Here is a 22,735-nt window from a genome sequence, read left to right on the forward strand (position 1 = left end):
TTTACAACGGAGAAAAATAAAATGAGTACTGAAAACGAAGAAAAGTACGAAAAGTATTATGTGCCAGAGCAAAGTCCGTGGCCCATCGTTGGGGCGATTGGTCTTTTCTTATTGGCATTTGGTGGCGCTAACTTTATTCAAAACTCGACGGGTAAATACGCACCAGCTGCAACTGACGGGTTCAGTTTTCAAGTGATGTTTAGCGAGTGGGGTTGGTTTGTTTTTGCCCTGGGATTAGCCATCATGATCTATATGATGTGGAGCTGGTGGAAAGATACTATCCAAGAATCTATGGGTGGCTTGTATAGCGCTCAAATGGATCGCTCATTCCGACAAGGGATGCTCTGGTTCATTTCTTCAGAAGTTATGTTCTTTGTTGCATTCTTTGGTGCATTATTCTACACCCGAGTTCTAGTCATGCCATGGCTTGCCGGTGAAGGTAACAATGCGATGACACATGCATTGCTGTATCCGGATTTTATGTCCCATTGGCCAATGACAATGCTACCTACCGACAAGTTTGAAGGTGCGAGAGAAGCAATGGGTGCAGCTGGACTACCAGCCATCAATACAGCGATTCTTTTGACTAGCTCTTGGACTTTGACGATTGCTCACCATGCGTTGAAAGACGGGAACCGAAGTGCGTTGTTAAACTATACCGCGATCACTGCACTGCTCGGTATTATTTTCCTTGGCTTGCAAGTTTGGGAATACATTCATGCGTATAACGCGCTTGGTTTAACATTGGGCAGCGGCATCTATGGTTCAACATTCTTTATGTTAACTGGATTCCATGGATTGCACGTCACAATAGGAACGATTTACTTGATTGTTCTTACGGTAAGAATTGCCAGCGGTCATTTTACTGCTGAAAATCACTTCGCTTATGAAGCGGGTGCCTGGTATTGGCACTTTGTTGATGTAGTGTGGTTATTCCTTTTTATCTTTGTTTACGTCCTGTAATCGTTGCTAAATCGCAAAAAAGCCGAAGTTCACTTCGGCTTTTTTTATGTTTCGAATAACTGAGGCTTACTCCGGTTTGTTAACTGTTGGTAGTCCGTGTGGCTCAATAACCCCCGTAAACATCCCGACGATGAGCAATATAAACAATAAAATCGACAATCCAATTCGCCAAGAGAGGTTGTTAACCGTCTTTTTAGAATCCTTCTCTGTGGCTAAAAAATATAAGCTGCGGAACAAACTGAACAGGACGATCAGCATCACAGCAACAATCAGTAATTTGATTAGCATTATTTCAACTTTTCCTAAATATTTCGCTTCAATTTCACTCAAGATAATGAGCAATTAGTGATAGAATACGCTGCCTGAGATGGTTTTGCCAGCGGAGCTTGTACCTGTTGAAATATACAATTAGATATTCATTCGGACGATTTGAGATCCGAGTCAATCTCTGGTACTTGATGATCTTTCTGGTATTGCAGACGATTTTAAACGAGCTCGGTTTTTGGCAGTTAAATCGCGCGAAAGAGAAGCAATACCGAATTGCACAACTTGAACGAGGAAGCCAGACTGTCGTTACCGATTTATCGTCGTTAACTCAGCAACAGATAGACCAATTTCAGTCAGTTGATTTAATCACTGAGTTAGTTGGTTATCATATTTTGCTTCTGGACAATAAAATCGATAACAAACGTTCTGGATATCATGTGTTGCATGTGGCTAAAGATAATATCTCAGGCAAACAGTTTTTAGTAAACCGAGGCTGGATTTATGCTGGCCAAGATAGGGATAAGCTGCCAGAAATAGAATTACCCGACCAATCTTGGCAGGTGAGTGCGAGAATCTATCCGATCGCCGAAGAAGTGATTTCCACGGCTAGCGCCCAGATAGAGGAGTCTCGCGACTATATCCGACTACCGGTGCTAGATAAGAAAAGTTTAACAGAAATTGAGTCCCGCCTTAGTGTTGAGCTTGAGCCTTATGTTTTGAGGCTCAACGAAAGTAGTGAAGCGGCACTTAAAACGAACTGGATGTGGACGAATATGCCACCAGAGAAACACCTGGCCTATGCGGTTCAGTGGTTTGCATTGGCGTTAGCGCTATTGATCGTGAGTTTAATCGTTAGTTTTAAAAGAAAAGGTGATTAAGTGGATTTTGAAGAAGTAAAAGGTGAATCCCCTGAAATAAATAAAAGAAAAAACCGCCTAACCTTAATTGCGCTGTTTGTTTTGTTTATTTTTCCGGTAGCTTTAGCCTATTTGGCTTATTTCAACGGCTGGTTTGCCGCTGCCTCGAAGAATCATGGAGAACTATTAGTCGAACAAGATGTACTTGATATCGAGGATTTTACCTTCGTTCGAGAAGACGGAACGACAATTACTGGAAAAGAATTTGAAACGATATATTGGTGGGTAATGCCTATAGATCCTGCAAGATGCGATGTTGAATGTCTGGATTTGAATCTTTACATGCTTAATCAAACCTATGTTGGTTTAGGCAAGGAGTCGTCGCGCTTAAATCCTTTGTTGGTCGTACCCAATGGCGCAGACGTCGACAACAAACAGTTTCCAATGGCATTCAGTGAGTTTTCAAACTCAGGTGTCAAAGCATTGCCAGAAACGAGAAGCGGCCTTGGTAAGGATTTAGAGGCAAACTATATCTATCTAGTTGATCCTCTCGGTAATATATTCATGCGATATAAACTGGTTGATGATCGCGAGAAAGCACCTAAAACCAGTAAGGACATGAGAGAAGATTTGAAACGTTTACTCAAGTTTTCGCGCTTAGGATAAGTGCTAAACAATTAACAATAATTTGCGATATAAATCTAAAAATTCCATTAGAGAATTTAAGTGAAGTAAGAAAATGAAATCTAAATTTGCGAGAAACCTTGCTATATTTGCGACTGCTTTTGCGATGGTAGTTGTAATTCTTGGGGCTTTTACCCGACTTACTGATGCCGGCCTGGGGTGTCCTGATTGGCCTGGCTGTTACGGCTTTATGCATATTCCAACTGCGGAAGAACATATTGAGGCCGCGAACGAAGCATTCCCCGAGACACCATATGAATTTGCCAAAGCTTGGCCAGAAATGGTTCATCGATATGTCGCTGGCACGCTTGGTTTATTGGTTTTATGGTTAGCCATCATTAGCTGGCGCAATAAAGATAGATTAGCGGTTAAGCACTCAACTTTTCTGCTTATTTTAATTACTTTTCAAGCGGCGCTCGGTGCTTGGACGGTAACAATGAAACTCCACCCTGTGATTGTCATGCTTCATTTGATGGGCGGGATTACCACGTTTTCACTATTGGCTGCATTAGCGGCGCGTTATTATTATCAATCGGGCTCCCCTGTTTCAAATACTTGGGCTATCGATAATAAGAAAGTCGTTATTTTTACCCTGGTCGTGATTGCTCTGCAAGTAGCACTTGGCGGTTGGGTGAGCGCAAACTATGCCGCGATGGTCTGTCATGAACTACCTATTTGTCAGGGTAATTGGTTGAGTGACGGTGACTTTTCGACTGGATTCCAGCTGAAAATCCCTTATGCAGAAACCTATGAATTCGGGACCCTTGATCAAAATGCAAGAATAGCCATTCATGCGACACACCGCATCGGTGCGATAGTCGCAAGCGTGGTGATGCTCTATTTAGTTTATTTGTTAATAAGCCAACGCGCTGATAGTGTTTTAAAAAATATCGGCTACATTTTACTCGGATTGTTGATTGTGCAAGTACTTCTTGGTGTAAACAATATCGTGATGAAATTACCGCTTTGGAATGCGGTTGCTCACAATGCTGGAGGTGCCTTATTGGTTGTCGTGATGGCGGTGCTATTGACGCTAATTTTGATGCCAAAGCAACAGCAACTAGAGGAAAAGTCGAATGCCTAGTGTTACTGCAACTTGGCGAGACTATTTGGAGCTGACCAAGCCGAAAGTCGTGTTATTAATCCTTCTGACTGCGGTTGTTGGAATGTATATGGCACCGACAGATACCGTACCGCTCAAAGTACTGATAATCGCCACGATAGGTATCGGTTTCGCTGCTGGTGGTGCAGCGGTGGTCAATCATGTTGTTGATCAAAAAATAGACGCTAAAATGGCGCGTACATTTAAACGTCCAGTCGCAACTGGAAAAATCAACAACACCAGAGCGATTTTATTTGCGACATTTTTGTCTGTGACTTCAATGGTCCTGTTGTTTACTTTCATTAATCCGCTTACTGCAATACTTACTTTTTTTGGCTTGGTCGGATATGCGTTTGTTTATACGATGTACCTTAAAAGAGCAACCCCTCAAAATATTGTTATCGGTGGCTTAAGTGGTGCAATTCCACCGCTTCTTGGCTGGGCTGCAGTGGATGGTTACGGTGGTGAAATCCATCCGCATGCACTCTTGTTAGTGCTTATCGTATTCGTTTGGACTCCGCCTCATTTTTGGGCATTAGCGATATTTAGAAGAGATGAATACGCGAAGGCGGATATTCCCATGTTGCCAGTAACCCACGGAATCGAATTCACTAAACTGAACATTGTCCTATACACGATTTTATTATTGTTTGCCGGTTTGCTTCCCTATTTGGTTGGTATGTCTTACCTAATTTATTTGGTCTCGTCGTCAATATTAGGACTCATATTTTTATACTATGCGATCAAATTAAAATACAGTGAAGACCGCAAGATTGCCATGGATACATTCAAATATTCGATTTATTACTTGATGCTTCTTTTTGTGGCATTGCTTGTTGATCACTACTTCCCAATTACTTTAGCCTCACTATGAATAAAGTTCTTTTTATCGTCCTAAGTTTATTAATGTTAAATGCCTGTAGTGATTCTGGTAAGTCACCTGCAACGGTAAATGAACAGCCATTTACGCAAATGTTGGTTTATCCGAAAAAAAATCCATTGGCGCCATTCGAGTTATCGGCAGACGATAAAACTGAGTTTAATCAAGCGAGCTTTAAGGGAAAGTGGAATTTGCTATTTATGGGATTCACAAACTGCCCCGATATCTGTCCTACTACGATGACTGATATGGCGCACATCTATAATGGAATTAATTCCGAAGTCCAAAAAAACTTTCGAGTTGTCTTTTTATCGGTTGACCCAAAACGGGACACGCTCGAACACATGGACGAATATTTAAATTTTTTCCACAAAGATTTTATCGGTATTACTGGCAAAACCGAGGAGATAGACAAGTTAGTATACTCGCTTGGTGGAATATACGTCATAGGCAATGAAGATGAGAATTATTACAGCGTTGATCACACCGCTAGAATATTTATCGTGAGTCCTCAAGGTGAGCGCTATGGCATGATTCGCAGTGATGTGATGCGCACTAAAGATTGGACCTTGCTAATCGAAGAGCTCAATGAATTGGGAAAGACGACGGGTTAATTCGTGTTTGTGCGTAGGCGTTGAAGTTTCGTAGATTAACGCCTCGGTCAATTCAATAATAATTGGTAACCTTTCAATACCTTCCTCCCTGTATTTGTCAGCTCATTCGTTATATGATTGGGCCAATTCAATTTCTTCAAGAGTTCATTCGAAGTTGAAAATCTTTCCACATAGCTTTTTTGGCCGAAACACCCTGATGATTGCTACTTTACTGGTAATCAGTCATGTGATTTCTTATTTCACCATCCAGCATTTTGTTGTTGATCGGCATAATCGTACTGTTATGTACTTGGCATCCAACCAAGTTAAGCTGTTCTATATGGGCGGTAAGGCAGATATACCGAAGAGTTTGGCGCTAGGATTCAGTCAAGCGACTCAACTAGAATATTACTGGATCACGGGAGCCAAAGAGCCGCTAGGATTACAACAAGCTAAATTCCACCAAGGCTACAGTGAGCAAGGCCGTCGCTACCTCGGTGAAAATACCGTTGTTAAAGTTGAAACGAGTGATGGTATATATCTATGGATCAATGAACCACAAAATCCAAACTTTTGGATTCGAATGCCCATTGGCGATTACGAGGGGAATAACCCTATCGAACTGGTCATATTTACTGGTGGTATATTGTTCCTGAGTTTAACTGGCGCGTGGATACTTGTTTTCCAAATGCATCGGCCATTAAAGCGACTCGCATTTGCGGCGCGAGAAATTGGTCGTGGTGATTATCCTGGACGACTCAAAGAGACTGGCCCGATGGAGATGATCGCAGTGACTGCAGCATTTAATCAAATGGCTGCAGATATGCATCAACTCGAGGAAGATAGAACGCTGTTATTAGCTGGAATTTCACATGACTTAAGAACGCCAATTACTCGGGTTCGCCTCGCGTCTGAGTTTTTATCAGACGATGATGCTGAGATAAAAGCAGGGATTATCGCCGACACTCAAGATATGGACGATATCATCGACCAGTTTATTGGTTATGTGCGCTATGGGAGTGAAGAGCGTAAAGAGAAAGGTGACCTGGCAGAACTTGTTGAGAATGTTGCAGAGGCGGCATCAAAGCAGCATGTTGGAATAGAAACTGAAATTTCTAAATTACCGCAAGTGTCTTTTAAGCCGATGGCAATGAAGCGGGTTGTCAGCAACTTGATCGAAAATGCCTTTCGTTATGGAAAAGCACCGGTATTGGTTAAAGCTTATAAAGACAATGGTTGCGTAATCATCAGTATTAGAGATCACGGTGACGGAATTAAAGATTTAGATAAGAAACGTTTGTTTCAACCATTTGCCCGAGGTGATAAAGCTCGCGGTGGAAAAGGTTCCGGATTGGGGCTTGCCATTGTTGCTAGAATTATTGAAATGCACAAAGGTGAAATCACTATCAATAATCATCCCGAAGGTGGCTTGGAGGCCATAATCAGTTTACCGTTAGACTGATTGAACATTAGTGAGCGTGACGATTATCGTTTAGTGATCGGTGAGCTTTTTAGTGATATCGGTAACGAGCTGTTCAAGCTCTGTAAAGCGATAAACTTGCTCATTCAAATCGCTCGCCCATTGAGTATCCAATTGCTTCAGTAGCGCTACAACGGTTGCTTGAACAACCAAGTTTTCGTTCCATACGGTATTGTTGAGACAGCGAAGATAATCGTTATCTCGTTGCTTCGGTTTGAGTAACTGGACTTCGCACGCTTCACAGATAAATATGCAGTTATCAATGGAGGGCTCTGGATTAAGTGTTACTTCGACCGCTTTAAGACTGACTCCTGCTGCTGCACAAAGTTCGCACTTTCTACCTGAGCGCCGTGCAAGATCTTTTCCCAGTAAAGATAATTTATCCTGGTGCGCTTGATGTTTTTGTAACCCTTTGGCCATCGATAATTCTCGGTTAATCGTGAGCTGTTAGCTAACAGGTTTGGATAGTATCATTCTTCTTGCCAGTATTCGTCTGCCCAATCAGCGGTCTTTTGTAAGATTAGTTTAGAGTTGGTATTAACTTTATCAAGAATAATACTTTGGAGCGTATTTAAACTCGGTTCAACCATAAAATTATTATCTTCGGTGATAGTAATTAATTTATGATCTCTAAGAACACTCATGGTATTTCTAAAGAGCTTTTTATCAAACGATTCCGGCGCATTTAAACTGTAAAGTACGGCGATCCTTTGGGCGAGTTGTTGGCTGCGATTCTCAATTTCTTGTCTCGAAATGTTTCCCTTACCGGCTTTCGAAGATAGTAGTGAAATGATTATGCCGTATCTAAATAAGGTTGGTCGAGCAAACTGCGCTAACATATTTAGTTGCTCACTGGCTTCGACACTTTCACTTGCGCGAGATAAAGTATTTTCTTTTTCGATTAACAGACCACTTTCCAGCATCACTGCAATGTTTTCATTGAGTTGATCTTTAAAATCCTCAACAGACCAACGCAGGAATAGCTCTTTTTTAACTAAAGGATATAATTGAGTCAATTCTTTTATTATTGTCGATCTTGCCATTGATGGCTTATTCAGAAAGCAACTCGCGATTAACGCCGGTGTAATATATAAGTGAAGTATATTATTGCGGTAGTAAGTGAGTAGAATTGCTGACTGTTCATCTGTCGACACAATTTCACCCATTGGATTTTCAATCCGATAGATCGTTCTGAGCTTTTCTGCTTGCGATATTAGCTCTATCGGTGAGGTTTCTGGCAAGTAAGTTTGTTCGCTATACGGGGCTTTCTTGGCCAGTGCTAATAATAACGTAAGCATCTTTTCGAGCTCTTTTGCATCGATTGACAAGCGCTCTGTTCCTAGTAATACCAAGCCGACCAAGCTAACCGAGTTGAGAGTTACCGAGGTATTAATTCGCTGCATTAAAATATCCGCAAGATCGGTAACCTGGGAAGTTAGCCAAGTCGGTTTTGCATTGGCTTGGCCGCGAAACGACTTCCACTCTGGTTGCGTTTGGTCTAGATAGTCGTTCAGCATTAAAGGAGAAGCAAAATTTAAATACACCTTACCAAAAGCTTGCTTCAGCGTTTTTCTTAGTCCTAAGAGTTGACCAAAAGACTCTTTCTTTTTCTCTGCTCCTCTTAGCTCTGCTAGGTAACTTTTGCCTTCGAACATCCTTTCATATCCGATATAAACTGGGATGATCGCTATTGGTTTTCTTGTTCCACGCAAGCAACTTTGGACGGTCATCGCGAGTAGACCGGTTTTAGGCGGTAACAGTCGTCCGGTACGACTTCTTCCACCTTCGGGAAAAAACTCTAGAGGAATTCCTCGGTCCATTAGTTGAAAAATATACTCATTAAAGACCGCGGTATACAACTTATTGCCACCAAAACTTCGTCTCAAAAAGAAAGCGCCACCCCGTCTTAATATTGGTCCGGCCGGCCAGAAATTTAAATTTATTCCTGCAGCGATATGCGGCGGAACTAATCCTTCGTGATACAGGGTATACGACAAAAGTAAGTAATCGATATGGCTTCGATGGCAGGGTAAATAAATAATTTCATGGGTCGTCGCTAATCCTCTGACCATTTCTGCATTACGCACTTCAACACCATCATAAATTCGATTCCACAAATGGGTGAGCGTAGACTCCATGATTCGGATCGTTTTATAGGAGTATGCAGATGCAATTTCAGTAGCGTATTTTTCTGCTTGTGATTTAGCTTTATCGAGCGAGATTTGTTTACTGCTGGCCTCTCTCTCAATTGCTTTTTTGACGTTACGACTAACGACAACGTTGGTAATCACTTGACGGCGGTTGGAGATCAAAGGCCCCATCGCAACTTGACGATGTCGATGAAAATGAACTCTCAGGATGCGTGTTAACTTAGTGACTATCGTTTGCTCTTTAACTTCCGGTTTAATAATAGTGTTTAAGTTAACCGGCGTTGCAAAGCGAACGAAAGAGTTTCTTCCTTGAAACAAGAAAAGAAAAAACTTTCTAAAAATCGTCGCACTTTCTGTATCAGTAAATAATAATCGTAGTAACGATTGTTCTTTTCCGGGGTTACGTCCCCAGTAAATAGAAACGGGAATGAGTTGGTGTTGTGTTTGAGGATCGAGCTTTTGTTGACTAACAAGTCGTTCCAATAATTTTTGGTATTTATCAACTAACTTTCCACCGAAACCAAACATTGCTTTGTTTTGTAGAAAAAACACTGAACCATTTTCAATTTTTTCGCTGCTTCCTGAAATAAGTTTTGGTTCGGGTAAATTTAATAGCTTCGCTTTCTCTTGCAGCATTACGAAACTACTGGTCGATCGTCGCTGAAGTACATAATAGATGGGTGCGTGAGGGTCAAGCTTGAGATCTTTAACGGGATCATCAGGAACTAACTTGCTACTGACGAGCAGTTTTAGTGGGATTGAAACAAGTTTTTGGTATATCTCATTAATAATCATAGAGAGTTGGATCCGTTGCTTAACGCACTGTTTTTATTATAGGTGATTTAAGAAGTTTCAAGGTCGATATTTTAAGCAATCTCTAATGTAGATGCCAGTTTCTGATGGTTTAACCACCTATAGTTTTCCATGCCTGTTCTCGGTGTCAATTACCGATCTCAATCTCCGGTATGGTTTTTCAGTATAAATCATATCGCCCATTAAACAAGAATCTCAACCGGTTGTGGGTGACTAAGAAAGTCTCTTGGGCTGGCGGTAAATCCGTAGGCGCCGGATTGGTAGATTACTATTAAATCGCCAATATCAATTTTGGGTAATTCATATTTATTAGCGAGCAGATCGAGTGGGGTGCATAACGGGCCGACAACTTGAACGGCTTTATCCTTTGATTGTGACATTTTGTTGCCAACCGCAACAGGATAATTTTTGCGCACCACTTGGCCAAAATTTCCTGATGCGGCTAAGTGGTGATGTAAACCACCATTGATGACGACAAACTCAGTTCCTCGACTGTGTTTTATATCAATTACCTCGCTAACATAGATACCACAATCACCGACCAGAAAACGGCCAAGTTCCATGGCTATCTTGCAATTTCCCCAGCGACTATAAAACTGTTGCATCAAAGGTTCTAAAGACTCACCAATCGGTTCTAATGGGAGCGGCTTTTCGCCAGGAAAGTAAGGAATACCAAGACCGCCACCAATATTTAGCGTTTCTATATCTGATTTGGCAGAATCCTGAAGCCTGTTGGCGAGCTCGAAAATTCCTTTGTGGGCGGTAATAATTGATTCAGGGTTCAGGTTTTGCGAACCGGTAAATATGTGCAAACCGCGATAGTGAAGTCCGTACTCAGTAATCTTTTCAAGCATCGATGGGGCTAACTCAGCGTCGACACCAAATTGTTGAGCACCTCCGCCCATTTTCATGCCTGATGATTTTAGCTCAAAGTCTGGGTTAACTCTCACGGCGACGCGAGCCCTCACTCCCAATTCATCGCTAATTTCTTTGAGAAGTTTAAGCTCGTTAAACGACTCAACATTGATAGTTGTTTGTGTGCCCACAGCCATAGTCAGCTCAGCTTTCTGTTTACCTGGTCCGGCGAAGCTAATATGGCTACCATTCATTTCTGTATTGAGCGCTTCGCGTAGCTCGTTACCGCTGGCCACATCCAGCCCGTCAACGAGCCCCGCTAGAAAGTGAATTACCGCAGGCATCGGGTTCGCTTTAACTGCATAGTGGAATTTAAGTTGCGCCGGTAATTTCTGTCTGAGGAGGCGAACCTTTTGATGAATGACGCTGCGATCATAGGCGTAAAAAGGCGTTTGCCCGGCATGTTGTCTTACTAAGCTCAGTGGCTGGCCATTGAGTTGTAATTGGTCGCCATTCGCTTGGAATTGACTCATGGGCGCATGTTGCGGTTTTCTCTTCTCTGTCACTAGAGTCGTCTCGATGGATACTTCCGATAGTTCATATTCTACTGCATAAAAGCAAAACTTCCTAAGCTAGTTTATTGTCTCCTGAAGCCGAAAGCACTGTGGCTCACTACCAATTGCTGAGTAAATATTCCTGAGAAAGTAATGCGAAAAAGTACCGCTTAAAAAGCAATTCTAAATGAATAATGCTTGTAGCTCTTCTGCGAGTATTTTTCGATTAATTTTTCCGTTCGGGTTTCGCGGTAATGACTCGCGTACGATGATCGATTTTGGCTGCATGAAATTGGGAAGGTTTTTTTGACAAAATTTTAACAAGTCAGCTTCATCATAATTATCGATATCGATGACTTTAATCACTAGCACCACCGCCTGTCCTAAACTTGGGTGAGGAATACCCAGTGCGGCAACCTCGCCTAAATTGGGGTAGTTGTATAGGCAATCCTCAAGCTCTGAGGGACTAATTCGGTAACCAGATGACTTGATCATATCGTCCTGTCGACCGATAAAATAAAGAAAATCCTCTTCGTCCTTAACCACGGTATCTCCAGACCACACGGCAATTTCATCAATTAGTCCTTCAGCTATCTCTCTGGGAAGAGGCTTAAATCGAACTGCCGTTTTTTCGGGAGCGTTCCAATAGCCTAATGCGACATGGGGACCCCTGTGAACTAATTCGCCTTCTTCACCGGGCTGGCAGACTTTTCCTTGTGAGTTAATAACCAGTATCTCGGCATCAGGAATTGCCTTACCCATGGATGTTGGCCGGTTAGTAACTTCTTCGGGAGGTAGAAAAGTGCTTCGAAAAGCTTCGGTCAGCCCGTACATCAAAAAGGGAGAAGTTGTCGGTAATTGTTGTTGGAGTTTCTCTAAAGTTGCTTGCGGCATAGCACCACCGCTATTAGTGATGTAGCGCAAGCTCGCCTTAGCTTCCGCTGGCCATTCAATCTCTGCAAGTTGGACCCAGAGGGGAGGGACGGCTGCAAGGCCTGTAATCTGATGGGTGGTCACCGCTCGGATGACATCTTTGGGCAATAGGTACTCCATCAAAACGACGCTGGCACCGCTTAAAAAAGCGGTTGTAAGCTGTGATAGCCCATAATCAAAGCTAAATGGCAATACTGCAAGTAACCGGTCGTCTGGCGTGTTCTCAAGATATTCCGTGACACTTTTGGCGCCGGCGACCAAATTTTGATGAGACAAAACCACGCCTTTCGGGTTGCCGGTACTGCCAGAGGTGTACAAGATTGCAGCAACATCTTGGCTGATGATTGGTGGCTGTGGTTTCTGCGCATCAAGGTGTGAGCCGATAGTTTGCCCGTTAAATAAGTCTGCGTAGTGAGTGTGGGGGTGACGACTGTGTTTATCATCGTGGGATAACTCACCGTCAGTCAAAATAATCGCTTTTAAGCTTGTAATTGACTCTAAATGCGCGCTGATTTGTTTAAAACGGCTTTTGGAAGTCACCAGGTAACTGACTTGGCAGTCGTCTAAAATGTAGTTAACTTGTGGGCCTTTAAGTAGTGGATTAATTGGTACGAAAACGCCACCTGCGATGGAGGTCCCATAAAATGCGATTACTGATTCCAATTGTTTGGGCAGATAAATCGCGACTCTTTCACTTTTATTAATGCCAAGTCGATTTAATCCATCGGCAAAGTCTTCGATCTCATTTTGTAAGTCTTGATAACTCTTTGAATTTGATTTATGAGTTATCGCAAGAGCTTGCGAACCTGCATTCGGGCTTCGAGTAAGCGTGTGATGAAATAAAGATTGATGCTGTGGCTGAGGCATAACTTAACTTGATTATTTTTGCCAATAATGGCTAATTTAACAGAAACACTAAGCAAGAGTGAATGCAGCTATTTTACCTGAGATGCGGCGCCTCGTCAGTTATAACTTTGAGCAACTTCAGACTACGAGTTTTTTGGGATCTATGCTAGATTGTTAAGACAATATGAATCATTGATTTGGCATCATCAAAAATGAGTGAGCAAGATAAACTGCAGCAATATTTCTTAACCATGGAAAATGGCCTCAGCGTAACGATTTTAAATGTCGGTGCCACGGTCCAATCAATTAAAGTTCCCTACAAAGGTCGTCAAGCAGAAATGGTATTGGGGTATCTTAGACCTCAAGAGTATGTGACCGACAACTTTCATATGGGCGCAATTGCAGGACGATTTGCTAATCGAATTGCTAACGGTCAGTTTTCCCTTGGTGCTAATGACTATCAATTGCCGACGAATTGTGGCGATCACCATTTGCACGGTGGACCTAACGGATTCAATCGTAAAATTTGGCATTTAGTCGAAAGGTTTAATGACAATGAGCCTGGGGTAAAGCTCGAATGTACTTCTATTGACGGCGAGGAAGGATATCCTGGAAATGTTACTGCGAGTGCAACTTACCGAATCGTTGATGGGCGTAAATTGGTCTTAGACATTGAAGCGTCAAGCGACCAACCTACTCCAATTAATTTAACTGGTCACGCTTACTTCAATTTAAATGAAGGTAGTGGTTTAATTGATAACCACCTATTGCAAGTCAACGCTAATCGATATTTAACAACTGATGTTAATTGTATTCCCACTGGAGAATATAAAACAGTGGTATCTTCTGACTTAGATTTTTCAGAAGCAACGGAGTTGAAAGGACGTATCGACTCGAGTTATGCGCCGATAAGAGCGCAGAAAGGCATTGATCACAATTTTATTATTAATGATTACAATCAACAAACTAAATTAGCGGCGACCGTTTTGTCACCGCAGAGTGGTGTACAAATGCGTATTTATACCAATATGCCTGGCCTACAAGTTTACACCGGCAATCACTTAACGACACCATTCCAACCTTACCAAGGACTTTGTCTAGAGCCACAATTTTTTCCTGACTCACCGAATCACCCTGAGTTTCCCAACTGTATATTAAGTCCGGGCGAGACCTATCATCATCAGATTGTTTACGAATTTATTTGGTAACTACTCATTTTTCACTCGTCGTGAAGGAACTATTGTAAACAGGAGAACGATGTCTAAGTTTGAATATATAGCTGTTTTAGTTTCGTTAGTATTAGGGCTTGGAATTGCCAATATTCTAACAGGCCTTGGCAGAATGATTAATCGGCGTAATGAGTTCCCAATAGATGTCGTTCATTTTTTATGGAGCATCGCGTTATTTGTTGTTTTGGTATTAAATTGGTGGGTATTTTTTAAAAATAGCGAAGTCACCGAATGGACCTTCGAATATTTTCTATCCATTATTGTTTGGGCGGTTATCTTTTACTTAATGACGGTGGTTTTGTTTCCGACGGATAAAAATCTTGATCAGGATTATGGCAAAATTTTTCTTCAGAATCGTTCTTGGTTTTTAGGGTTATTTATTGCGTCAAATTTGATGGATATTATAGTAACCGCCTTGCGGGGACAGTTATTTAGTCCACCTTTTTATCTTCCATTTGTACTCCATTTTGTGGCTTTAGGCATAATAGGACTGAAAACTGAATCTCGAGCCTATCATGTCGGTTTCGCGAGCTATATTTTGTTTATTAGCTTGACTTGGTCGTTTTTCGTGAGGCTATTGCTAGTTTAGCGTTAATTGAGTAGCAGCAGTTACATTAGTAGAGCTTTAGCTAGATTCTGTTCAACTATCGTTTTTAGCGGTATTTGATATCGTCTTTTTCATGAAGCACAGACCTGAGTTACACGCACGTTAGCTAAGCTACCCAAGTCTTAGAAATTTGCACAGAGATTGTAATTGCGTTAACTGTGCATTTTAGCGTAATCATCAGGCCTAAATTTCTTTAAAATTTGTTCGGGTAATTCGGGAGATTCTGAAGCCAGTGAGTCCATCTGTTGCTTTATACGATGCAATTCTTCTTTACCTTCTTCAGTTGATTCGGCACATAAAATATTAATTTCTTCTAGGGAGCGTCTTGGATCACCATATCTTGCACCTGCCGATTTATGACGTTCGGAGCGTTGGCTGAGTTTTAAAAAAGTTTGTAAGCCCGCGAGAATAGCTACCACTAAACTGATTAACCCGGATAAAGATTTCATCACGGGAACAAATTCAGGTGCAATCCATTCAATTGGTACGATAACTTCCAAGCTACCAACAACCGCTGAAAGGGTGATGACAGTCATGCCGAGCATTAAATACTTCTTTTCATAATAGTTTCCTGCGGCATAATGCGCATCTTGAACGCTTGAAGCTCGTTTGTGCCAAAGGTTGATGACTTCATGAAGTTGAGCGTCGACATTGTTTTGATTGTTGTTCTCTGACATGGATAGCTGGCCTCGGTGATTATAAACTGGTTTACAAACGTTAAGCTCAGACTATTTCAATACGACTTGATTCGAAATACAACAGTATGAATAAACGAAGTTTAGCGTAAGAATTCAAAAACTTAAATCATTTTAACGAACTAAGAATGATTGACGAGTGACGGTTGTCGATGAGACCAATAGGTTTTATCGTGTTTATGGTGGGCAAAATACTATCCAAACGGGAAGGTAAATAGATAAATCCTCACATACACGGCTAGTAAAGTTACGGTAATAAACAAGTAGAGAATCCCTAGTTATTTTTAAACGTTTTCCAAGCGCGAGTTAATGGAAACGCGATTTGAGAAAAAAGTGCCGTCCCCCAAATTAAATTGCCTACTATGGTGGGAACATAAGGGACCAGAAAAAAACAACCTATAGCGACAACAATCCCAAATAACCGTATTTGCCAGAGACCAAAGTCAGAGGCGACGCGATGTTCAATGACATGTTTTAATACCCATAGCATCGCGATATATCCAGCAAGACCAAAGCAGCCGATAGCGGCATACTTAGTCGGATAAGGTTCCCAAAATCCAACTTTGACCTCTGCAGCTAATGCAACACCAACCATAACGCCACAAATCATTAATGTTAAATGTGCGAGCCACCAAGTTACTAGAGTTGATAACTTTCCATTTTTTGCTTTACCGTTTCCGACAAAGTCAAAGTAAATCCAGCACATCACAAACATTGCTATTCCACCGATAACAAAATTAACTAGTACATCAGGAGAAACTTTGTCGATACCTTTTTCCGATAGAGTAACAACGAGTTTAAAGAAACCTTCTCCCAAAACAATTAAAGTTAACAGTGCAAACCGTTCAGCCATATGCCTCAGTCGAGGCACGAATCGTTCAAACCGAAGCACTGAAATTCTCGGTATCATATACACCAATTGAGTAGCAATCATAGCCATTGCGAATACCCAGTAAGCATAGGGAGTTGGCAAAAAAGCGGTTATGGCAAAAATTATGGCAAAAATACTAAAGTTTCTAATTTGTTCAAAACACATGGAGCGAGTCGCTTCATTACTTCGTTTAGCACGGAAGTATAAACCTGCTAATAAAATTCGATTGATAGCGAAGCCGATAGCAAAATAACTCCAACCTTCTCCATCAATGTCAGGTATTGCTGCGGCCATAAACATTAGGGTACAAATCATTATTGACATAATAATTCGATGCCAAAAATCGGTACTCACATAAATCGAGTTAAAAATGCTCAGCTCGCCCCATGCATACCACAACACGATAAAAACGCCAGCGAAGGTTAAGAAGCCATCAAAATCTAAATGTGCCGACAGATAATTTCCAAGTAAAAAAATTGTCACCACATGGATTAAGTCATAAAACAATTCGGTCCAGTGAACATGGTCATGTGCACGCTCTAAATCCTGATGATGTTGCGGCTTACGCCACATAGGATGCTCTTCCAATGCCATAATTTGCGCTTGATTTTATGTTTATTGATTATTCGTTTATTTAAGGAAGTTTTCGGAACAAAATATAGAATTACTCTGACAATGGTAATTTAATCGTAGGATAAAGTATAGCAAGCGCTACAATTGAACAATTGACACCGTTTAAAAAGCAACGCTAAGGCCTTGCGTTAAGCCTCTGCCATTTTAGAACCATCGCCGAACGCAATAACTTTCACCATAGTCTAGCGACTGGCGACATGATCATACGTCTTACCAATTGGTTTGATTTGGTCCTCATTTTGATAACTTTTGATGTTGAATGACAGACTTTCACCCAGCTTTGCTCAAGTTTAACTAACTCCTACTCCCTTGAGTAAGTTTTTTATTATCATGATGCTCGAAAATATGAGATATTGTTTTTATCCAAGTCGAATATTGCTGAATCATGAAAAAACAGCACAACCCTTATCAATCACCCGATGCAGAGATATATTTAAAATTACCCCCTAAAAAGGGAAAAAATCTCTGGAAGGCGTTTTTTGTCATATCCTTTTTATTATATTTAATCGCTTTATTTTTTATTTTAGATTTCATTCGTAATGATCCGCTGATTACTACCTTTGATTTAATCATTGATACACTGTTGCTCACTGGACTTTACGGGTTCGCTTTTGATCGAAAACTATTATTTAAAGGGTTTTGGATAGTTCTTTTAATTTCCGCGATGGGTATTGATGCCTATGATTATTTTGCTAATGGTTTTGTGTCTTCTGATGCTGGTGAACTGTTTGTTTTCTATCTTGCGATTTCACTCTTTTTATTAACCGTTTCTTTTATCCAATATTTGGCTCTCTTTATGTATTCGTTCAGTTCTGATGATATTTGGAGACAGGAAAAAAATATGAGTGAATGACTATTTGAAACCTATTGGTCTTGATAATTGAAGTCCTCAATCGTGTGGGCTGTTCGCTAAAAAAATATTGCATGATGAGTAAACCGTTTTCTAGTCAACCGCACTAACTTTAAAAAGTGGAGTATTTACGTGTCAGTAATCGAATTGAGCGACCGCCAGCTGGTCAAACAATTCCAAAGTGGAGACAGAAAAGCGTTTGAAGCGTTTATTCGTCGCTATCAAGACCGGTTACTGCGTATTGCACTTGTTTCACTGTATGCCAGTAAGGATGCAGAAGATGCGGTTCAGGAGACCTTTTTGCGGGCATATACCGGGTTGTCGAGCTTTCGTTTTGGCGCTGAACCCTTTACCTGGCTTTATCGAACCTTAAAAAATGTCTCTAGTGAGTTGAATAAGCGTCATCTGCGGCATCAGGGAGGTGAAGGTGGCAGTTTAAATGACGACAATACGCTAGGGCATGCAAATGCTCTGGAGTCCCAGTGGAGCGGCCAAGATGAGCTTGGAGATGCGCTAGCTTCGTATAAAATGGCTAAGCAAGTTAAAAATCTGGTCGACCAACTGCCGCCACAGCAAAAGGAAATCGTCATTTTGCGAGTGTTTGAGGAACTTTCTGTGCAACAAACCGCCAAGATTCTTGGTTGTAGAGAAGGCACAGTGAAAGCAAATTTACATAAAGCGATGAATAATCTTCGCCAACTCAGCCAAAAATAGGTATTAATTGATGAAGAAAACGTCAGACAACGAATTAGCCGAGCTTGTTGAGCAATATAAAAAGGTTGAGGCCCCCACCTATCTAGCCAGTAAAATCATGGCGAATATTGAAAGTGAGCCAAGTCGCAGGTCGTATGGTATGCCAGTGTTTTCAGCTATGTTTTCTTTGGCAATACTTGCCTTATTTGTGCTCATCACACCGAATGATCAAGTTGATAGTCAAGATAGTAAATATTCTGCAATTCCTTCCATGTCAGAAGCAAGCAAGGTGATTGCGAATAAGCCAAAGATGGTCATGCCTAGCCTAACTAGTCTCGGAGGCGTGGCCACTCATGTATCGATGCCAAGCCGAAAAGTCTTAGATTCTCAGATGACAAGGTCTCCGACAAATAAGTCGCCTGAAGCAAAGGACATTCGTAAAAGCGAGCGCCCAAATGATGAAACAATCAAACGACTGATTTAATCAGTTTAGTGAGCTAAATTAATTTATTTGATTTTAATTTAAATGGTAATGCGGGAGATAAGTAACCATGAAAATAGTAAAGTTGGTGATACTAGTATTAATTTTAAATGTATCTTTGATCGACTCAAGTAAAGCGAACGACAATGTTCCACCAGAAGTGCAAAAGATGAGCGCTTTCTTGGGATTGATGGATCAATTCTATGGGATTGTCGGCTCGATGAATGATGTGAGTAATGATCCCACCAAAGCGGCGATCATGCAGATGTTTAAGATCCAGGAAATCTACGAGCAGCGTGGGGAAAAAGCGAAAGCGGCAGAAGTTTTTAGAGCGGTCATTAAGGAAGCAAAAGATCCCGCATTAAGAAATGCAGCAACCATTATGCTAGGTGATTTATTGAAAGAAACAGGACAAGCTGACGAAGCCATTCGTACCCTACGCAGCGGTTTATTAGAAAACGTAAAGCGAGCTAAATAATGTGGCGCTCGCTTTTTTGACCTTACCTAAAACGCTCAGCTTTAGAAGAGCGCCAATGCAGCCATAAATGAGGCTAGGGTAGCCAAAGCGAGTAAAAACAAATACAAAACGATTATTACAAAGGTTTTAGGAATGACTAGCCAATAGGTTTGTTGATAAACACGTTTTTGTGCTTGTGCGAGGTAGAAAGGCAATACTATGCTCAACGCTGACCACCATGGATTATATTGTGCTAGACCATAAATGATTAATATGCTGATCATTAGCCAACTTTGAAAGTGTAATGAAAATATCAAGTGGTCGAAATAGAGAACGCGTTTAAACAAGTAAAGTAATTTTAATAAAAGTGCAAAAATAGGCATGAACAGTATCAGTACATTAGGGACGATATCTTCCAATTTGTTAAAGATCCGATCCATTACCACCTGTGCATCTGTTGTTTTAAGGATCGCCATTTTTTCACTAAAAAATTGGTCAAACCATTCAGTAAAGGCCTTATCGTCTTCTCTATCAAAGCTAATTAACTTAAAAGTTGGTTGGCCCTCAGTCTTCTCCTCTTTGCCTATCAAAATATCACCGATGTAAACATTAGTGTCCTTTACATCGGGGGAAGGAATATCAAATACAAAGAAAAAAAGTAGGCTAATAACCAGATACATTCTGATTGGAGGTAATATCGAAACTCGTTTCCCTTCAATAAACTGACGACTCAAAAAGCCCGGTTTCGTCATTAAGTGTAGGAGACTTTTGTAGAACTTAGAATCGAAGCGAAGGATATCTTCGGAAGCTTCCGAAATCATGTAAGCCACAGTTCCGCGTCGACTTCGTTGCGGCTGCCCACAAGTCGCGCAGTAAGGTCCCGTTAACTCTGCCTGGCAATTAGCACAACGAGTAGCGGGGGGTTGAGTGACCGGTTTGATTAAATCGGACAAGAGGAATTCCATCGTTTTTTGTTATTAACCGCTAATCTAATCAATGGTTAACATCATGTAAAGTGCGAGCAGGCTAAAGTTTGTTTAATTTTGGGAGATTACCAAGGTTGAGCATGATTACTCAAAATCTGTCTAGCGTTACGCCGGCTAATTAAGTCTTTTATCGGCAAAAAGGCAGAACTCACCGGTATTCTCGACTAATATAATGAATAAGCATTCTTAGTAAAGTAGGAGCCGATATGCAGGGCTTGATTTACACCATTCTGGCTGACATGGTCATTGATATGAAAGGTATTCCTTTTTGGAACGAAGTCATTCGGGAGTCTAATGTGGCCTCAAAGGGCGCTTATACGACTGGTGTCCAGTATGATGATGAGGAACTGTTTGCGATTGTTGAGTATTTGGAAAAAGCCCTTGAGTTACCGCAGGCAGAAATCATTAAGCTGTATGGTGTACACCTTTTTCCGATTCTTCTGGAAAAAATGCCGGTTGGTTCCCTCGAAATGTCATCAATGAAGCGTTTCTTGTTGCAGATTGACGAAGTGATTCACAAAGAAGTTAAGCGAGTGAATCCGGATGTGTATTTACCAGAATTTCAGTATATAGACCCAGGTAAAGATGAACTTGTGATGTTGTACCGCTCTAAACGCAAGCTATGCCCCTTAAGTGAAGGCTTAATTATTGGCGCGGGGAAACATTTCAATACCGAAGTGACTATTAATCATCCAATCTGTATGCATGATGGAGCTGACCATTGTCGGTTAGAAATAATCATGGTCCCGTGAAATGTCTGATAGCGAATATTTAATTGCTTACGAACGTGAGCGAGCGGCGAGAATATCAGCGGAAAAAATCCTTGATGAGAGAACTCGAGAGCTTTCGTCAAGCATGAACTTAGTGAAATCCCAATTTGAAAACCTAATCCTACGCAATAAAAACCTTAACCTCTTAACGTCTGTGATTGGGCTGACTCAACAGCAACTCTCACTCTCTGAATCGTTCGAGCAGTTTATTAACGTACTCGGTAATACTGCATCAGCCGCGTACGTTATAACTTCGATTAAATTGAGTGGGAAGGAAAAATTTCGTCCCTCAAGACATTATTGGATGAGTCCTGACAAAGCGGTCAGTATTGTCGGATTAACGCATCAACGGCTCACCCAAGATATTAGTATTGCGCGCCAAGCGTCATTAAAGGGAAAACTGATATGTGTGCGAGAAAACGAATATCAATGCGAGACGCGACAATCACTGGTTGAATGCAAATTATTGCAGGGCAGTGTTGCATTTCCAATTCGTCGACAAAATGACATTGTTGCTATCATTGAAATTGGCGTCCAATCTTGGAAAGATTTGGAAGACGCTATGTTAAATCAAATTGAGTCGGTCGCGCTTCAGTTTGGCGTCTCACTTGATCGAAGAAAAGCCGAAAAGCAAAACCAGCTCTACCTCAAAAAGTTAAAAGAAACACTTAAGAATCTGACACAAACCCAGAAACAACTGATTCAATCAGAAAAAATGGCTTCATTAGGACAGTTATCTGCGGGCGTTGCGCATGAAATCAATAATCCGGTTGCATTTGTATCAAGCAATTTAGCAACGTTAAGTGAATATGCCGAGGTATTTAAACAAACCATCAAGCTATACCATCAAGCCGCTGCCAATATGACCGATAACAATGATGCTTTTGAAGCTGTACGACGCTTTGAAGATGAAGAGGGAGTGGGCGATATCATCGACGATATAGAACCAATGATGACGGATGTTGTTGAAGGTGTTGAGCGTATCAAAAGTATTGCCGATAACTTGAAGTGTTTTGCGAGAGAGGATGATTCAACTCGAGTTGAAACCGACATTAATCAGTGTATCGAATCAGCGATAAAACTAGTATGGAATAAGATCAAATATAAAGTGCAGCTTGCGACGTCGTTTGAACCTTTACCGCTGATCTTTTGCCGTAACACCCAAATAGAACAAGTTGTTATGAATCTATTAATTAACGCCGGCCAAGCTTGCGAGCAGGATGGAAAAATATCAGTATCGAGTCGTTTGGTAGACGATAAAATTGAAGTGCGAATTACGGATTCTGGATGTGGTATCGAAAAGAAAAACTTAGAAAGAATTTTTGAACCATTTTATACCACAAAGCCTGTAGGAGTCGGTACCGGATTAGGTCTTTCCATCTCTTATGGAATTATTAAAGACCATCATGGAGAAATTTACGTCGAGAGTAATCTCGGTGAAGGTTCCACATTTATTATTTTATTACCTACAATATAGTTAAAGTTA

23 protein-coding genes are annotated in these 22,735 nt (G+C 41.2%); 15 read left to right on the top strand and 8 right to left on the bottom strand.

Going from position 1 to position 22,735, the window contains the following annotated elements; genetic code table 11:
- The first annotated feature begins 21 nt into the window (after positions 1-21).
- On the top strand, positions 22-963 hold the full coding sequence (locus tag FLL45_RS12880; protein ID WP_142942466.1) for a cytochrome c oxidase subunit 3: 942 nt from the start codon (positions 22-24) through the stop codon (positions 961-963).
- 66 nt (positions 964-1,029) lie between these two features.
- Here FLL45_RS12880 and FLL45_RS12885 read toward each other — a convergent pair whose 3' ends face one another.
- Positions 1,030-1,251, bottom strand: a complete 222-nt coding sequence (locus FLL45_RS12885) for a twin transmembrane helix small protein (protein WP_142942467.1) — start codon at positions 1,249-1,251, stop codon at positions 1,030-1,032.
- 107 nt (positions 1,252-1,358) lie between these two features.
- On the opposite strand from FLL45_RS12885, the gene FLL45_RS12890 reads away from it, so the two are divergent.
- The 6 genes from FLL45_RS12890 (at position 1,359) to envZ (ending at position 6,808) form a co-directional block, all read left to right on the top strand.
- A complete protein-coding gene (locus tag FLL45_RS12890) occupies positions 1,359-2,108 on the top strand; it encodes an SURF1 family protein (RefSeq protein ID WP_142942468.1) in 750 nt (249 codons plus the stop codon).
- On the top strand, positions 2,109-2,753 hold the full coding sequence (locus FLL45_RS12895; protein WP_142942469.1) for a hypothetical protein: 645 nt from the start codon (positions 2,109-2,111) through the stop codon (positions 2,751-2,753).
- 73 nt (positions 2,754-2,826) lie between these two features.
- Positions 2,827-3,855: a COX15/CtaA family protein gene (locus FLL45_RS12900; protein ID WP_142942470.1), complete on the top strand. Its 1,029-nt coding sequence runs from the start codon at positions 2,827-2,829 to the stop codon at positions 3,853-3,855.
- Positions 3,848-4,747 (top strand): heme o synthase, encoded by a 900-nt coding sequence (gene cyoE, locus FLL45_RS12905; protein WP_142942471.1) that lies wholly within the window; start codon positions 3,848-3,850, stop codon positions 4,745-4,747. The genes FLL45_RS12900 and cyoE overlap by 8 nt, the downstream gene beginning before the upstream one ends.
- Complete coding sequence (locus FLL45_RS12910; RefSeq protein ID WP_142942472.1) at positions 4,744-5,367, top strand: SCO family protein; 624 nt, start codon at positions 4,744-4,746, stop codon at positions 5,365-5,367. Before cyoE ends, FLL45_RS12910 begins: the two co-directional genes overlap by 4 nt.
- A 154-nt stretch (positions 5,368-5,521) precedes the next feature.
- Positions 5,522-6,808, top strand: a complete 1,287-nt coding sequence (gene envZ, locus FLL45_RS12915; RefSeq protein ID WP_142942473.1) for a two-component system sensor histidine kinase EnvZ — start codon at positions 5,522-5,524, stop codon at positions 6,806-6,808.
- Between the two features lie 30 nt (positions 6,809-6,838).
- Here the strand turns inward: envZ and FLL45_RS12920 are convergent, their stop codons facing one another.
- The 4 genes from FLL45_RS12920 to FLL45_RS12935 form a co-directional block, all read right to left on the bottom strand.
- Positions 6,839-7,246, bottom strand: a complete 408-nt coding sequence (locus FLL45_RS12920; RefSeq protein ID WP_142942474.1) for a phnA protein — start codon at positions 7,244-7,246, stop codon at positions 6,839-6,841.
- Between the two features lie 50 nt (positions 7,247-7,296).
- The gene (gene plsB, locus FLL45_RS12925; RefSeq protein ID WP_142942475.1) at positions 7,297-9,771 is read right to left on the bottom strand and encodes a glycerol-3-phosphate 1-O-acyltransferase PlsB; all 2,475 of its coding nucleotides are present in this window, start codon (positions 9,769-9,771) and stop codon (positions 7,297-7,299) included.
- Between the two features lie 200 nt (positions 9,772-9,971).
- Positions 9,972-11,210, bottom strand: coding sequence for a pyridoxal-dependent decarboxylase, exosortase A system-associated (locus FLL45_RS12930; protein WP_246075827.1), 1,239 nt, complete (start codon positions 11,208-11,210; stop codon positions 9,972-9,974).
- 171 nt (positions 11,211-11,381) lie between these two features.
- Positions 11,382-12,998: an acyl-CoA ligase (AMP-forming), exosortase A system-associated gene (locus FLL45_RS12935; RefSeq protein ID WP_142942476.1), complete on the bottom strand. Its 1,617-nt coding sequence runs from the start codon at positions 12,996-12,998 to the stop codon at positions 11,382-11,384.
- Positions 12,999-13,189: 191 nt separating this feature from the next.
- Here FLL45_RS12935 and FLL45_RS12940 point away from each other — a divergent pair, with 191 nt between their 5' ends.
- Entirely contained in the window at positions 13,190-14,185 is a 996-nt protein-coding gene (locus tag FLL45_RS12940) for an aldose epimerase family protein (RefSeq protein ID WP_142942477.1), read from the top strand.
- 49 nt (positions 14,186-14,234) lie between these two features.
- On the top strand, positions 14,235-14,795 hold the full coding sequence (locus FLL45_RS12945) for a hypothetical protein (RefSeq protein WP_142942478.1): 561 nt from the start codon (positions 14,235-14,237) through the stop codon (positions 14,793-14,795).
- 170 nt (positions 14,796-14,965) lie between these two features.
- Here FLL45_RS12945 and FLL45_RS12950 read toward each other — a convergent pair whose 3' ends face one another.
- Entirely contained in the window at positions 14,966-15,490 is a 525-nt protein-coding gene (locus FLL45_RS12950; protein WP_142942479.1) for an SLATT domain-containing protein, read from the bottom strand.
- A gap of 292 nt (positions 15,491-15,782) precedes the next feature.
- Positions 15,783-16,973 (bottom strand): low temperature requirement protein A, encoded by a 1,191-nt coding sequence (locus FLL45_RS12955; protein WP_142942480.1) that lies wholly within the window; start codon positions 16,971-16,973, stop codon positions 15,783-15,785.
- A gap of 424 nt (positions 16,974-17,397) precedes the next feature.
- On the opposite strand from FLL45_RS12955, the gene FLL45_RS12960 reads away from it, so the two are divergent.
- The 4 genes from FLL45_RS12960 (at position 17,398) to FLL45_RS12975 (ending at position 19,514) form a co-directional block, all read left to right on the top strand.
- Complete coding sequence (locus tag FLL45_RS12960; RefSeq protein ID WP_142942481.1) at positions 17,398-17,865, top strand: hypothetical protein; 468 nt, start codon at positions 17,398-17,400, stop codon at positions 17,863-17,865.
- A 129-nt stretch (positions 17,866-17,994) separates the two neighbouring features.
- The gene (locus tag FLL45_RS12965) at positions 17,995-18,576 is read left to right on the top strand and encodes an RNA polymerase sigma factor (RefSeq protein ID WP_185964448.1); all 582 of its coding nucleotides are present in this window, start codon (positions 17,995-17,997) and stop codon (positions 18,574-18,576) included.
- A 10-nt stretch (positions 18,577-18,586) separates the two neighbouring features.
- Positions 18,587-19,039, top strand: coding sequence for a hypothetical protein (locus FLL45_RS12970; protein WP_142942483.1), 453 nt, complete (start codon positions 18,587-18,589; stop codon positions 19,037-19,039).
- A 67-nt stretch (positions 19,040-19,106) separates the two neighbouring features.
- Positions 19,107-19,514, top strand: a complete 408-nt coding sequence (locus FLL45_RS12975) for a tetratricopeptide repeat protein (RefSeq protein WP_142942484.1) — start codon at positions 19,107-19,109, stop codon at positions 19,512-19,514.
- 41 nt (positions 19,515-19,555) lie between these two features.
- Here FLL45_RS12975 and FLL45_RS12980 read toward each other — a convergent pair whose 3' ends face one another.
- Positions 19,556-20,446 (bottom strand): DUF3667 domain-containing protein, encoded by an 891-nt coding sequence (locus FLL45_RS12980; protein WP_185964449.1) that lies wholly within the window; start codon positions 20,444-20,446, stop codon positions 19,556-19,558.
- 239 nt (positions 20,447-20,685) lie between these two features.
- On the opposite strand from FLL45_RS12980, the gene FLL45_RS12985 reads away from it, so the two are divergent.
- Both FLL45_RS12985 and FLL45_RS12990 read left to right on the top strand, forming a co-directional pair.
- Positions 20,686-21,231, top strand: a complete 546-nt coding sequence (locus FLL45_RS12985; protein WP_142942486.1) for a heme NO-binding domain-containing protein — start codon at positions 20,686-20,688, stop codon at positions 21,229-21,231.
- 1 nt (position 21,232) lies between these two features.
- The gene (locus FLL45_RS12990) at positions 21,233-22,726 is read left to right on the top strand and encodes a sensor histidine kinase (RefSeq protein ID WP_142942487.1); all 1,494 of its coding nucleotides are present in this window, start codon (positions 21,233-21,235) and stop codon (positions 22,724-22,726) included.
- Positions 22,727-22,735 lie beyond the last annotated feature (9 nt).

It is taken from the genome of Aliikangiella marina, from assembly GCF_007004765.1.
Taxonomy (GTDB): Bacteria; Pseudomonadota; Gammaproteobacteria; order Enterobacterales; family Kangiellaceae; genus Aliikangiella; species Aliikangiella marina.